Annotated in this window: 10 protein-coding genes and 1 pseudogene; 9 read left to right on the top strand and 2 right to left on the bottom strand. The window is 39.5% G+C overall.

The window, feature by feature from the left end; translation table 11 throughout:
- Positions 1-34: 34 nt before the first annotated feature.
- Together BAZ21_RS18465 and BAZ21_RS18460 are read left to right on the top strand one after the other, a co-directional pair.
- Positions 35-1,246 (top strand): rhamnogalacturonan acetylesterase, encoded by a 1,212-nt coding sequence (locus tag BAZ21_RS18465; RefSeq protein WP_068503854.1) that lies wholly within the window; start codon positions 35-37, stop codon positions 1,244-1,246.
- Between the two features lie 336 nt (positions 1,247-1,582).
- Positions 1,583-2,140, top strand: a complete 558-nt coding sequence (locus tag BAZ21_RS18460) for a hypothetical protein (RefSeq protein WP_068503851.1) — start codon at positions 1,583-1,585, stop codon at positions 2,138-2,140.
- 70 nt (positions 2,141-2,210) lie between these two features.
- Here the strand turns inward: BAZ21_RS18460 and BAZ21_RS18455 are convergent, their stop codons facing one another.
- Together BAZ21_RS18455 and BAZ21_RS18450 are read right to left on the bottom strand one after the other, a co-directional pair.
- Positions 2,211-2,552: a GIY-YIG nuclease family protein gene (locus tag BAZ21_RS18455; RefSeq protein WP_068503849.1), complete on the bottom strand. Its 342-nt coding sequence runs from the start codon at positions 2,550-2,552 to the stop codon at positions 2,211-2,213.
- Positions 2,553-2,585: 33 nt separating this feature from the next.
- On the bottom strand, positions 2,586-3,344 hold the full coding sequence (locus tag BAZ21_RS18450; protein ID WP_068503847.1) for a DUF2087 domain-containing protein: 759 nt from the start codon (positions 3,342-3,344) through the stop codon (positions 2,586-2,588).
- 553 nt (positions 3,345-3,897) lie between these two features.
- Here BAZ21_RS18450 and BAZ21_RS29770 point away from each other — a divergent pair.
- From BAZ21_RS29770 to BAZ21_RS30270, 7 genes and pseudogenes are all read left to right on the top strand, one after another.
- Complete coding sequence (locus BAZ21_RS29770; protein ID WP_256021782.1) at positions 3,898-4,761, top strand: hypothetical protein; 864 nt, start codon at positions 3,898-3,900, stop codon at positions 4,759-4,761.
- Between the two features lie 186 nt (positions 4,762-4,947).
- Complete coding sequence (locus tag BAZ21_RS29765) at positions 4,948-5,448, top strand: fibronectin type III domain-containing protein (protein WP_256021779.1); 501 nt, start codon at positions 4,948-4,950, stop codon at positions 5,446-5,448.
- Positions 5,449-5,531: 83 nt separating this feature from the next.
- On the top strand, positions 5,532-11,354 hold the full coding sequence (locus BAZ21_RS18440; RefSeq protein ID WP_256021777.1) for an RHS repeat-associated core domain-containing protein: 5,823 nt from the start codon (positions 5,532-5,534) through the stop codon (positions 11,352-11,354).
- 19 nt (positions 11,355-11,373) lie between these two features.
- Positions 11,374-12,102 (top strand): hypothetical protein, encoded by a 729-nt coding sequence (locus BAZ21_RS18435; RefSeq protein WP_068503845.1) that lies wholly within the window; start codon positions 11,374-11,376, stop codon positions 12,100-12,102.
- Positions 12,103-13,037: 935 nt separating this feature from the next.
- Positions 13,038-13,754 (top strand): hypothetical protein, encoded by a 717-nt coding sequence (locus BAZ21_RS18430; RefSeq protein WP_068503843.1) that lies wholly within the window; start codon positions 13,038-13,040, stop codon positions 13,752-13,754.
- Between the two features lie 210 nt (positions 13,755-13,964).
- Positions 13,965-14,522, top strand: coding sequence for a hypothetical protein (locus tag BAZ21_RS18425; RefSeq protein WP_068503841.1), 558 nt, complete (start codon positions 13,965-13,967; stop codon positions 14,520-14,522).
- Positions 14,523-14,665: 143 nt separating this feature from the next.
- Positions 14,666-15,386 (top strand): annotated as a pseudogene (locus BAZ21_RS30270) (RHS repeat-associated core domain-containing protein); the annotation flags it as partial.
- Between the last annotated feature and the right edge of the window lie 11 nt (positions 15,387-15,397).

Below are 15,397 nucleotides of genomic sequence, written 5' to 3'. Positions count from 1 at the left end.
ACCAAAGGGAAAACGTCACAGGTTGTTCGGCAAGATGATTGGATTATGCGCAGGGTTTAGCTTATTGTTTGCGACCATACTTGTTCCAGGGCAGGCACTGGCTGAAAAACAGCTTGCGGCGCCTTTTCGTTTTGACTTTGGTCCGGGGAACGTAGCTGACGGATATACCCAGGTCACCGCCAAGGATGCTTACACGCCTGAGCGAGGCTATGGATTTATGGATCTGTCCAAGGTAAGCGAAGAGGATCGTGGTGGAAGTGATGCTATTCGCTCGGATTTTGTTCGTGTTCAAGGCTCATCCTTTGTCGTCAATTTACCACCTGCGGATTACACGCTTTCCCTGATTGCCGGAGACGCAGCCGGAAACACAGATATTACTGTAAAAGCCGAGTCCATCGTTAAGGTGGAGCCAACGACCAAGGCAGCAGGCCAATTTGTCGAGGCAGGATTTGAACTCGCCCTTATTGACGGTCAGCTGGAATTGTACTTCTCGGGGAATGATCCGAAGGTTAACGCTTTGGTTATTACGCCCAAGGAAGCTCGAACGGCTGGAGAGCATCCTTCGGTATACCTTGCCGGAGATTCTACGGTTCAAACCTATAAACCCTCAATGAAGCCCCAGGCGGGCTGGGGTCAAATGATTGCGCCGTTTTTTACAAATGAGACTACTTTTGTGAATCGTTCTATAGGTGGACGAAGCACGAGGACCTTCCTGGTGCAAGGACGGCTGGATGATATATTGAGGAACATCCGGCCCGGGGATTATCTGCTCATACAGTTTGGTCATAATGATGCGGCGATCAACAATCAGGAGCGCTATGTTTCACCAGCGGATTACAAGATTTACTTGAAAACCTACATTCAAGGAGCTACACAACGCGGGGCGACACCTGTGTTAATTACTCCTGTGGGTCGTCGGGATTATGATGCGGCAAGTGCTTCCTTTCGGATTAGCTTCCCGGAATATGTGCAGGCCATGAAGGAAACGGCAGCCGAGACAGGTGTTGCACTGGTTGATCTTAGTCGCTTGAGTGTAGAATATTACAATACACTTGGCCTGGAAGGAACACTCCCGCTATTTTTACATGTGGAGCCAGGGGTGTATCCTGCATTCCCTGATGGGGTGAAGGATGATACGCATTTTCAGGAGTATGGCGCGGAGCAAATAGCCCGACTGGTAGCTCAGGGCATTCGCGGGCTGAATATTCCTTTATCCTCTTATGTACGGACGGAGGACTCGCAATAAAACACTACGCCCATACCCATAGTACTTAGAAAATAAGCTGGCCCTACCCAAGGATAGCATTGTTACGGCTTGGGTAGGGCTTTAACGTTTTTAGACAGAAAAAGGAGAGGTGCAGTCACGGAAGGCTTGGTGTGAATTTATTAACACTTTAGTGCTTTCATTTGTCAGATTCAATCTTGGAATGGTAGTATGAGGGTAGATATTACTCTATTTGGGATTCTTTTGATCTAAATCATATTTTCCTGAATGCCGATATATGGGAATGAGGCGAGAACACACTGTTATTGTAGACGCCCGAAAATGGATGTATATCATTGGGTTAGGAGAGTAGAAGAAGTGTCGGATTTATATACCAAAAAAGAAGTAGAGGAATATGTAACGAACACAGCTCTTGAACGGCCTTTAGGTGTAAGTATTGCAGCCATTTTATTAATTTTTAATGGTGCTCTTTTGCTGGTGACACAGCTATTGACACTCAATGCGTTGAATGAGACTGCTACGTTGCTAGGGATTTGCAGGGGCATGTTTCAAGGATTTATTGCTTTGCTTGGTTTGGCCGGAACGACTGCCGGTGTCGGTATGTTGTTTGGTAAGAAGTGGGCCTGGTGGCTGGCTGTGTTTTATTTTACATATGAGACTATGCGTTATGCGTGTGCCATTTTGTTCATTCCGGATGCCCCGCCCATATTGGGTGGTGTACAGCTGAGTCCTGCTTTATATTACATAAAGTATGGTATGCGTATAATTTGGAATCTGGTTTTTACTTTGTTCATGTGCCATGGTAAAGTGCCTGGATTTTTTCAAACGAGCGAAGTCAACAAGTGGAGAGCATGTATTGCATTATTTCTAATTAATGGAGTGCTGGTTGGAATTGGCTGGGGATTATTAAATTAGCATCACCGTATAGAAGCCTTCATTGATTCGGATAACGAAGGCTCCAGACGGCTGCTGCTCAAAAGTAGATTTACAAATATCCTTTGTCCCCATAGGGCTGGAGTCGATCAAGCCAAGTCTGCTCCAGCTTTGCCAGTGCATCTTTGACATCGAAGAACTCAGAATCCTTTTTCTTCAAAATGTCCAGCACTTCAAATTCAAACGCATCCTCGCCATACTCATTCCATTCCTGCTGCAACTGTTTATTTTTAGATGCGCCCATTTGCAATTCAAAACGACGTCCATTTAGCGACTTCAAATTCGGTGTTGCAGCGACAAGCATTTTTCCATTGTGTGTATTGCGAATGCAATAGATTCCAGCCTCGGTTTTTATCTCCATATACTGCTGTACAAGTTCTTTTCTTCGGGTCATTGTCGAATCCTCCTCATTTATAAACGTTGCTCATTAATAATCTTTCAACCAATATTCACTGCCATCCGGCTTGCGATCCAATAGACCATATTCAATCATATATCTTCGCACCGTGACATAATCGTCATACACTTCCTGTAAAATCGTATTGATATCCTTCTCATGATACGTTTGTCCTTTTACGAAACGTCCCGCAATTTCACGCAGCACAATTAGTTTGTGCTTTTCCTGCATTTTAAAGCTTTTCAAGCGCCCGTCTGTACCATTCGGAAAATACTTCTTAAGTATCTTTTGCTTTTCGTCTTCCGTAATGTTATAGCGTTCGTCCACCATCCGTGCCCGTACCGGCACTTCGACGATGGAGGGAGCGTGGCGGTCCTTTTCCTTTAGCAGCTCCATTAATGTGAGAAATACCTTGGCCTGTCGTTCTTTTTCCTTGAGTCCAAAGCGGTGATTGCGTATGGTTGATGCACTGCCGATTCCGGTTTCCTTTTGAATATCCGCATCGCCCATGCCTTGATAAAATAGCTGAAGCAGCCGATTCTGATGATCCGTCAGCCCGGTCAGCTTTTTGTCCAGGCCGATCAAATATTCAAATACCGAATCATATGTCCGCTCAATATGAAGACGCATGTATTTCTCCGCGTCATAAAATACCCCTTGGTCCTGATAGATGATGCCTTGCTCGTATCGCTGTCCATCCAGCAGGCAGACCACCTGCTCTCCCTGATGGATATATCCACGCTTCAGTTCCTCGATTCCAGCATTCCAGAATAGTTCGGAATGGTCCATTTTAGCAAACACCTCGATTAAATGATGATTATTTTATAGACAATATAACATTTTGTTTATTAAAAATCAATGAGTGAAGTGAATGTAAGGGAGATTTCCAGTGACTCTGTCGCCAATTTATACACAGGAGAGCTAATCCACCTGAATACAGATGAATTCATTCATGAAACAATACTTATTTTACAGAGGGAGTTGCTCCGAGTGAGTCCTACAAAAAATAAATGAGAGGAAACCTTTGACACGGAGAGAGGGCTTGTCAAAATTCTCTATTTGTCGAGAGAAGGGCTTCTCATTGTGCTAGATGCGATGAAACGCATAGTTACTTTGATCCAACCGACCAAGACACTTTCAGGTTCTTTAAGGTTGCCTGGAATTTGAATCTATGGTGCCCGTTGCACAGACACCTACAGATATCAGTTTGTGTATTAAAAATCCTGCTGCGACTGAAAAAGACTTTGCTGCGGTTTAATTCAGACTTTATTCCTCTACGTTACATTTCCAAGTATCTATGCTTGAAATTAATCTTTCTAATATCTAACTGTTAGTAGAATTATTGAAAAGTTATAATGCTAATGATTATCTGAGTGTACTTGGAGAAAAGAGGTTAAGAGATGATGTTGAAAAATGGCCATTAATATTGATGCTAGGTGTTCTTATGGTGGCATCTGTGGGCTGGAACGGTGGAGTATCTTATGCAGCTACAGAGCATTATATTTGGGACAAGTACAAGGGTACTGAGGTGAAGACATATAAACTGACTAAAGTACCTGGAAGACAAGGAAAACTGGGTTCTTTTTCTCGTGATCCTGATAAAGACGGAATAATGGAAGAGCGAAGGTTCTTTCAGGCTTTAAGCCAAACCCCAAATGTGTATGGAGACTTCATCGGCTACAAAACAGTGAAAACAACTGGAGTTGTCACCGAAAGTATAACGGATGGGGTTAGCAAATTTACAGTAATTGATTGGCTTTATAAGCAGGAGCCACAAGTTGTAAAATACGTGAATCCATATGTAACTACTAGAATGGATGATAGTACTTGGGACACAGTTAGTTATCTTTCGATTTTTATGAAAGGGTCAGAAGCAACTTCTTTGTCTGAGCTGTTTTATGAGGGGGTACCAAATGAAGAACGGCCTCATTTTAAAGCTGACGATATATATTTTGTTTGTTTCTACTCCAGTAGTTCAAACCCCCTCAGCTATATGACTGCTGAAGCGTTAACAGAGGAAGGTGCTCATACGTTTACCAACCGGGAGCTTGTAGGTCAGGTAACAAGCGAAGATCCTGCAGCTTATCCGCAAGATGGGATTTCAAAGGGGTATTATTATGTTTTTAAAGGTTTGGATACCAAATATGCAGAGCAACTGGCCCAAGCTGAAGCAGCGGTAGCACAAGCAGAGACAACCCAATTATAAAATGATGTAAATGCAGCTGTAGAGCTGATAAACAAGCTGCGTGATCCAGACAGAGGTAAGCTTGTTGAAAGGGTAGTAGCCATACAGAAAATCATTGATGCAAAAGTTGCCTATGCTGAACAATTAAAGACAGCTACGCAGGCAGTTGAAAAAGCAGAAGCTTCAAAATTACAAACTGAGATTAATATGGCCCGTACTTTACTAGTGCATCTCAATGATACAGACAAACAACAGCTTAATGATCGATTGGATCGTATACCGGCTATTGATGATTTGCCCAAGGATATAACAAGTCCTTCCAAACCTAAGAAATTAGCAGGCTCCAGACCTGCGCCGAACAGCATTATTCTAACCTGGGAAGCATCTACAGATGATGTTGGAGTCGTTGGCTACGATGTTTATCGTAATGGTCAGATGATAGGCAATACCAAGGAATTAACCTTTCAAGTAGACCAATTAGAACCTCAGAAAGTATATATGTTCACAGTAAAAGCCAAGGATGCAGCTGGTAACTATTCGGAGTTTAGCAATAGTGTTAAAAGCGGCTTATCCAGAAAGTATAAATATATTTATGACGCTAATGGAAGGCTTGAACATATTGAACAGGATGGTCAGGTTGTTTTCCAATATCAATACGATTCCAATGGTAACCTAATACAGATTATAAAAGTAAGCAACTCCAAATAAACGGTGTATAACCAAAATTAAAGTCACGGAATGGAGAGAAGAACTTGCGATTTAGAACAACAAGACGTCATATAGCGATAATCATGATTATCACATTTATTTTCGGTACAATTAGCGGCTTTGTTCCTCCAAATGTGTTCGGTGCGGGGAATGACAATTCGCAATACTCGGTGGATCAAATGGCTGCCCGATTTGGAGTCACATCAGCTTTTCTTTCGGAACAATTAAGAAAAGGCTATTCATTAAATCAAATTTATACAGCGTTATATATGGCTGAACAAGATCATATAAGCTACGATCAGGCTGTAGCATCGTTATTTCCTTTAGAAGAGAACCAATCACAGACTGTAACAAGCGATGTATACAACAAGCTATCGGATGCTCCATTAGGTAACCTGATTTCTCATAATGTTGCAGATGATGTTTACCAAACAGATGATCTAGATCCTGCGAACACAGTTACCGAAGATGTATATAAAGTGGACTTTCTGAAACAAAGTCTTATGGCAAATGTACCTCAGCTTCCACCCATTAGAGAAGAAGCGCCAGTATACAATAAATCTTCTTTTAATGAAGCACCTTATTCTGTTGGCGATGATAAAGAATCCATATCCACTTTATCAGGTAGCTTATCACTGCAAAATACAGATTTAACTCTGCCTGGACGAAATGGACTTGGTTTTTCTTTGACGCGTCAATATGATACGAATCGGGCTCAATTTTTTGACAAAGGCGCGGAAATTGTTGACAACAGTGCTGCTGTGCAAAATTATTATGTCTACTTTAAGGCGATGATGAAACCTGTTACCAAGTCGTACAAGGTAGCCTATCAGCAAAAAAGATGGGTGCAAGAGGACACAGACGGTGATGGGAATGTTGATGTGAATACCTATAATCTCCAGCCAGAAACAAAAGTTATAGGCACATATACGACTTATGAAGCTGCTAGTCAAGCAGCGGGACAGAAAATAAGCTACACCACACCCTCGGAATCCAGAACAGAAACAGATTATAGAAGAAGTACATCGAGGAATGATTTTGTCAGTTCCATAAAGTATGATCATCATGGATTTAAAGGGACTCTATCTCGAAGTGGTTCACCTTATGTTATTTCTGGAAGCGAATCTCAGCCTGTTTCTATGGGTGCAGTTGATTCGTGCAGTTTTTTTAGTATGGGATCTTACAACTCACAAGGTTACTACTCGGGTAGTAGCATTACAACTTGTGGTAATTCAATGCATTATTCTTCAGCAAATGGATTTAGTGGAACACTTTATGCCTACAATACTTACTATTCTTCGACTTGTCCAAATTATGATAGTTCTAGAGCGAATTCTATATGCTATGTATCAGGAACTAAATATTACAAAGGATCTGTTTCAAAACCAGGGTTTGATACCCGGGAATGGAGACAAGATTATAGCGGAACCGTTACTAAACCCGGTTATACAAGTGATATTGGTTATAGCGAGTGGACTAGTAACGGAAAAGGCGGAAGGACAAGAACAGCCTTTACCATGGAAGGCTCACCACAAATTGAAACGATTGTTTCAGAGGGGCTCGAAACGGCTGTTCGCCGACAGACAGCACTGTTCACAACCATTGCTGAGGCTGAGTACTATAGGGATGTAATTAACAGCAGTCCTCAGGCTGAAATTCCGGGTGACGATGGGAATAAATATTATATTGCAGCAGATGCAGATGCTGCCGTTTTTGCTGAGATTGTAGCCTATCAACCTTCATTTATCTTTCAAAACCGTACCTATCCTGCGCTAGAAGATCAATTGAACCCTTTGGGTAAGGGGTGGTCCTGGAATTTACCTTATGTAGAAATCAAAGAGGGCAAGCAGTATATGCACTTGGGGGATGGTGGCAGCTATGAAATTGAGGGTGACCAGCTCAAAGGTTACGACTGGAAAGGACTGACCTTCACTCCCGATACTTCAGTAACAGTTAATGGGGAGAACTCAGCTACTGTATTAACTTCTGTTGATGGGACGAAAAAACAATATTTTTCCAAAGACGGTCAGTTGCTGCAAATTGAAGATGCATATCATAACACGATAAAGTTCAATTATGAACTCAATGCTACTTATAAACGTAAATTGCTTAGTAAGGTAGAAGATGCAATCGGCAACTCGATTGATATTCAATATACGGCTACAGACGTTACTTTGTCTAAAGGAAACCGCACAGTTGTCTATAATAAACATACAGAACAAGGCGTTGAATTACTGGATTCCGTGACAGATGCCGAAGGCAGAAAAACCACATATTCCTATACATTGGCACCTGCCAAGTTTAATTTGAGCGCGTCACATCCTGAAAGACAAATCTCTAATCCGTACGCTTTGTTAACCAAAGTATTTCATCCTACGGGAGCCTCTACTTTGTATACTTACGAAGATCAGCCAGTAAAACGCTATATTGGCTCCAATTCGGTAAACGAGGCATATAGAGCGGTCTCACGTGTAGACCAAATCACATATGAAAACAATCAAACCGAAAACTATAATCGGGAAACGATTCATTATAATTCCGATATGGGTGAGAGCTATGTAAAAGATACTTCGTTCTCTACCGTAACAGACAATGGATTGGTTCGTTCAACATTCAATTATACTAAAAAGTTTATTAGTGCAGACACGCCACCACAGTATTACCTGGATCAATCTGTGGTTAAAGCAGGAGATTCTGAAAAGAGAACAGCTTATCAATACGGCAAGCAGGTGACAGGCAAAGCCTATACCGTACCTGTACCAATCCGTACTTCGTCCAGCAATAATCAAAATGGAGACGTTTTGACAACGACTGCTGAATATGATGATTACGGTAATATTACAAGCTCAGTGGATGAAAAAGGTTCACAAACTGCGTATATGTATGACGACAAGCACAGGATTAAAACCGTTACGGAACCGATTGATTCCCAAAGCACTGGAGTTACAGAGTACACGCGTAACCCACAAGGGAAAGTAACGCAGGTCATCGTCTCCAAAGATCATTCCGGGGGAGAATTACTTCAAAAAGTAAATTATTCGGGTATCGATGCTTACGGAAATACAACGGTTCAGACGATTGCGAATGGTAACAAGTCCGTGACTACAACAACGGAATACAGCAGTGGCTACGATCATGCTTTTCCAACGAAACAAAGTGTAGAGGTTACAAATATTGATGGTGAAAAATCTACAGTAACCATTCAGTCTGATTATGATAAGTCAACTGGTTTAATCACTTCCTCGCTGGATGGGAAGGGTCAGAAAACCGGGTATCAATACGATGCTCTTGATCGCGTAAAGGCTGTAACCTATCCGGACGGTAAAAGTATCCGTGTAGCCTACGATGATCTTGAGAACACCGTAACGGTTACGAATGAGCTGGGGATACGAACCAAAACACGTTACAATGCTTTGGGCTGGAATATCGAGTCAGGATTGTTCGAAGGTAACGATTACGTGATCAAATCCAAGTCAGCTTATGACGCTAACGGAAGATTAGTGTCCAGTGAAGATGCACTTGGGCATCTGACACGCTATGGCTATGACGCTTGGAGCCGTACAACCTCGACAGCCTATGCGGACGGTTCAGAAGCAGCAGTTAAGTATGATGATGCTCTTCGTCAAGTAATTCAACGAGACGGTGAGCTTAATGAACAAATTCAAATCTACGATAAATGGAACCGTTTGGTACAAAATAAAGAAAAATCAGCAATAGACGTTAATGAGAAAATAACTTCCAAGATAGAGTATGATGCTGTAAGCGATCAGACTTTGAAACAGACCGATGCGAATGGAAATGAGACTCAGTTTTCGTACAATGCTTTGGGTGATCAAACATCTGTAACAGAACCCAATGGCGAAACGACGAAGTACACTTACGATATGCTGGGTAATCTCACTCGGATCACATATCCGGATGGTCAAGCTAAAGTCAAGTCGTATGATGAACTGGGTAGAGTCATTCAAACCAAAGACGCGAAGGACCAGATCGAAAAGCGCTATTTTGATGCCAATGGCAACTTATCCAAAAAAATAGATCGCAACGGGAATGTAACTTCTTTTGAATACGATAGCCGTAATCGGTTGAAGTCGCATGTAGGTAAAGATGAGACGGTCAGCTACGTATACGATGCTGCGGGCAAGCGTCTAAGCATGACAGATCAAACGGGTACAACTTCCTATGCGTATGATCCGTATACGGAGCAACTGAACACCTTGTCTTACCCGGATGGTCTAAAGCTCTCCAATGAGTATGATTCGAATGGAAATCGAACTGAAATGACAGGACCATTTGGCGAGCAAGTAGATTATACGTATGATCTTTTGAACAGATTGAAGACCGTAGGCAACACAAAAGATAAGCCCGTTTCGGAATATACCTATACCAAAAATGGATTGCTGGACTCGACGGTATCTGCAAATGGTTATCGCCAGCAAAACAAATATAACGGGATCGAATTAGTTGAATTAAAGCAAACACGATCTGATGCGGAAACCAATAGCTTTCAATATAGCTACGATCCTGGTAAGAATATCACCAAACGTACTCAAAATGGTGTAGAGGATTCCTTTACGTATGATAAGCTGAATCGGATTGCTACCTCCACCGAAAATCAGGATGCATATTCGTATGATGCCAGAGGGAATCGTCTTACAATGGAAACCGAAAGAGCCCCTCATACGAAGCCGAGGGAGAATAGCTTTGACGTTCAGAACCGATTGACCCAGGTCAAGATCGACGGAAAGCTCGTAGAGTACCGATACAACGGGGATGGATTATTGACAGACCGTATACAGGACGGCGTTCATACCCGATACTACTATGATGGAAACAGTGCGCAAATTATAGCAGAAGCTACGATTGAAAATGGAAAACCTGTTTTAAAAGCCAATTATATTCGCGGTCTGAAATTAGAGGCCATAGCATATGCGGATCAAACAGAAGCCTATCCGGTCTATAATGGTCACGGAGATATAATTGAAATCAGGGATTCCTCCGGAGCCTTGATGAATCAATATCAATATGATATTTGGGGCAATGAAGAGATCAAGGAAGAAAAAGTCCACAATCCATTCCGTTACTCCGGCGAACTGTGGGATGATACAACAGAACTGCAATACCTGCGCGCCAGATGGTATGATCCTGATAGTGGAAGGTTCATTAATGAGGATACGTATGAGGGGGATTTCAATAGTCCTCTGAGCTTGAACTTGTATACGTATGTGTTAAATAATCCACTTAAATATGGCGATCCAACGGGTCATCTTCCACAGTTTGGAGATACGGCTTACGGTGTTTATGCACATAGATCGCTAGGCTTTATATTTAATTTTGTTAACTATGTAACAGGAAAAAAAGTAGCATATACAGAAGAACCTATTCGGCTGGTAAATGGAGGTAAAGGATTTGCAGACTATATTCTGAAGACTGGTGCTGAGACACTTGAAGTTTATGAACTAAAACCTGTAACTTGGAGCAAAGATAAGAATGCAGAGAAACATAAGCTTGCAAGAGAACAGCTACAAAAATATATAAATGGTATAAATGTCAACGGGTTTCGAGGCGAAGTATTTCGGGCAAGTACAGGAACTAGTTGGAATCCTAATGGTCTATCTATTCCTAGTCCTTACAATTCTAAAAAACAGATTACATTTTACACGTATCCATATGATCCTGGAATGATTTATTATGGAGAAAAGAATCTTAGAAATAAGGAACTAGATGAGAGGGTTCCTAGCACAAGAAGTGCTTGGGATAGAATCAAAGATTTTTTCTCGGCAGAATATTATCCTGATGGAGTTCCCTTACCAAATGGTCTACCCGGACCAAGTGGAAATTCTTCACGTGGAGGTGCAGGAGGCTTATTCCCTGTTCCAAGGATGCGTGTACCAATAATTTTGTGAATTAGGAGTGGTACGGTTTATGAACATAGCAAAAATTATTGAAAGTACCGTAGCAAATGAATTTAGCAAGTATGGATTTAATTATGAAAAATCAAATAATACTTGGTTTTTCACAAGAGAAGTAAACGGTTTTAAAGAAAATATACGAATAGATAAAAGTAATTGGTATGAAAATGCTCTGAGAATAATTTACTATAACAATATCACTTCTGTTGCAAGTACTCATTTTGAGAACAAAAATAACGTGGAGGAATGGTATTACTATGAAGATGAGGAGTCTCTACGAAAATTACTTGTTCATTTTCAAAATATTACTCAAAATTATGCACTAAAATGGTTTGAATCAATCAGACCAAAGAATATATTACCTCCTGAAAATTTTTTGAGTGAACTATGGAAATTAAAAGCAAAAGAATTTATGAAACAAAATGATATTAATTTTCAAAGTTTTGAATCCTTAACGATTATTGAAAGGATTCTCCAGAACGAACCATTAGAAGGAACTGTTTTTGTTACAAGTTATTTTATAGGCGAATTTTTTATTAGGAAGTTTGGTGGCGAGTGGGTAATAGATGGAAATTTTGGCCCCGTTATTCAGAATATTGGAGGAATTAAAGGGTTCAATAGAAATCCTTATAAGATGGTTACGAACTATATACGTAATCCACAAGAGTATTCCATAATTGGACACTATACTACTATATTGAATACCTTAGATAGTCTCAAAAATCAGAATTCTAATGAATAATTTTATTGAGAGGTTAAAAGAACGAGAGATTCTTCACAGGTAGACAGAAACTTTAATAGCGTGTGCCAAAATTCAAATGGCGCACGTTATTAAAGTTTTATACATATATGTTTATTTATATATAAGAATTATGCATATTTAAGTGGATGATTCATAGCGACTCATCATTTTAATGGCATTGCTAATTATAAGATTTTACAATCCCTATAGTATGTAGAAAAAGGAATAAATAGAGTGGTGATAAACATCATTATTGGGGAATTAAATGGATACATATACTAATTAAAACTGGGGATATATGCGGATGTAAGCAGAATATTTTAGATATTTTATAAGCTCTTGCATTTCCCAATTCGTCATTGTTATTTCTGGTAAGTGTCTATCAGAATGAGATAAGGAATACTCTGGGACGTAAGGAAGAGCTCTCAATACTGAATAAAGTCATGCCTTTTTTACAGGATGACTTAATTGATGAAATTACGATGAGGGGGATTTTACGCTAATAGCAGAGAGGAAGCTGAGCTAATTGCAGACCATGATTCATGGCTTATAACATGTATTGTTTGTAATCGTGCAAATAATGCAAGGGATTTAAAAATAAAAGCTTACATTATGATTTTTGAAAATGTGAATGACTATTCTGTAGAAATCATTTCGACAGATAATAATGAATTTCTGAATGATATAAAGCCAAGACTAAATAGTCTTCTAGGGAACATTATGTATTGGGAAGGCGATTATTAATAGTCTACGATAAACTTATTGTATTCTTAATTTTAGTTTGCAAGTAACCAAAGTGACAAAATGGCAGTAGACAGGGAACAAAATCAATTAGGGAAACTTAATTTAATTAGTTATTTTTACTATTTAAATTGATGTTTATGTACTTCTGTTCTAAGAATGCATGTCTCGATTATCTTAAAGGAGAATGTTGCATGAAAATATCTAAGATTATTAAACAAACTATAGGTAAGAAATTGGCTGCTTTAAATTTTGCTTATGAGCATTTAAACAATACTTGGTTTTATACAAGAGTAGTCAATGGATTTAAAGAAATAATCCAAATCGATAAAAGTTATTGGACAGAGAATGCAATACGCATTACTTTTATGACTGAGTCCGAATCAGTTTATAGTTTTTATTTCATTGATGGATCAAAGATGGAGAAATTGCATTACTATGAGGATGAAGAGTCATTACGAGATATATTCATCACCCTAGGAGAGATTATTGATCAGCATGCTCTAAAATGGTTTGAAGAGAATGTCCCTAAAGATACGCTTCCTCCTGCAAATTTTTTGGATAAAGGATGGTTTGAGAAGCTACAGAAATTTGTCGAGGTAAATAATCTGAACTTTAAAGATGAAAATTCATTAAAAACCATCGAAGCTTTGCTAAGTTCAGAACCAACGGAGGAAAACGTTCTGTTATCAAGCTATTTCTTAGGGGAATTTTTTATCCATACGTTAGATGGTGAGTGGTACTACGATCAAAATTATGGTCCTTCTATTAAAAATATAGGTAGAATTAGTAATTTTAATAGAGAGCCTTATCAAATCTCTAACAGTTTTGCTTCTAATCCTCAAAATAACTCAATTATTAATCACTATCAGGCCATTGCTGGAACTGTAAAAAGTCTTCAAGGTAAATAGAAGATAACAAGGTTATATTGGGAGCAAGATGCATGTGCTGGTCCTAAGATAATTCTTTGATAGTGAGTTTGAGAAAGAACCACTCAGATTATTTTCTGTGTGGTTCTTTCTCTCTTATATAGTTTTAGGGGAATTGGACTACTAGATCGACTGAATAAGAATAAGTTTGCAGGAGAACTAAGGGCTAAAAGAAGGAGAATAATAATTTAAATGGACTATAAATTAATGCAACCACCTTTTGAGATGAAAAAATACTCAGAAATGAATAAAAAAGAAGCGAAAGAACATTTTAATTGGTTTAAACAACAAATACCTTCGCGTTTAGAGCAACTTGGTGCATTTTCACAGATACATCTGGATTATAGTGATCGTTCGCTTATAGATATTTGGGATTGGTATCTAGCAAATGTACAGATTCAAAATAAAAGTACATCCGAATTAGAAGAGGAGTATTCAAAATCTTCTAAATGGATAAAAGAATATATTAATGACAAAAAGGTTAGTACCCAATCCAAAGCTTTTACACTAGACATCGGAATTTATTTAGGGGAAGTTGTAAAAAGTAATCATAGTGGGTTGGACTGGGGCATTATTTTTAAACCAAAGTCTTATATTGGCGTAAATCATCCTGTTATCACTGGTTTGACTAAAGAAACAGATATGGATGTGATCATGATCGTAACGAATAAAATGTTTGCAGTATTAAAGGGACAACGTAATCCTAATGCATTATTTGATATTTATCATACGTGGGAAGAGTTTATATAAAGAATCAATCTAATTGATTTCTATGAAGATGACTGCTCATATTTAGATTTGAATAAACAATGTATTTAAAATATAAATCTTATTTTAACCACATGCAAAACTCTTGCATGTGGTTTCTTTTTATCTCTAAATGAACCCCCGATCAAAATGGTGTAGAGGATTCCTTTACGTATGACAAGTTGAATCGGATTGCTACCTCTACCGAAAATCAGGATGCTTATTCGTATGATGCCAGAGGTAACCGTCTTACGATGGAAACGGAGAGACCTCCTCATACGAAGCCACGTGAGAACAGCTTTGACGATCAGAACCGATTGACGCAAGTCAAGGTCGACGGAAAGCTCGTAGAGTACCGATACAACGGGGATGGATTACTGACAGACCGTATACAGGATGGCGTTCATACCCGATACTACTACGATGGAAACAGTGCCCAAATCATAGCAGAAGCTACGATTGAAAATGGAAAACCTGTTTTAAAAGCCAATTATATTCGGGGACTAAAATTAGAGGCCATAGCCTATGCGGATCAAACGGAAGCCTATCCAGTCTATAATGGTCACGGAGATATTATCGAGATCAGAGATTCATCTGGAGCTTTATTAAATCAATATCAATATGATATTTGGGGCAATGAAGAGGTTAAGGAAGAAAAAGTCCACAATCCATTCCGGTATTCGGGCGAACTGTGGGATGATACAACGGAATTACAATACCTGCGCGCCAGATGGTATGATCCTGATAGTGGAAGATTTATTAATGAGGATACGTATGAAGGTGAGCAGGATAATCCTTCGAGTTTGAACTTGTATACGTATGTCCAAAATAATCCATTAGGTTTTGTTGATCCTAGTGGACATATGTATACTGAAATA

Source organism: Paenibacillus kribbensis, from assembly GCF_001705305.1.
Classification (GTDB): Bacteria; Bacillota; Bacilli; order Paenibacillales; family Paenibacillaceae; genus Paenibacillus; species Paenibacillus kribbensis_B.
This window is presented reverse-complemented; position numbering and strand designations above follow the sequence as displayed.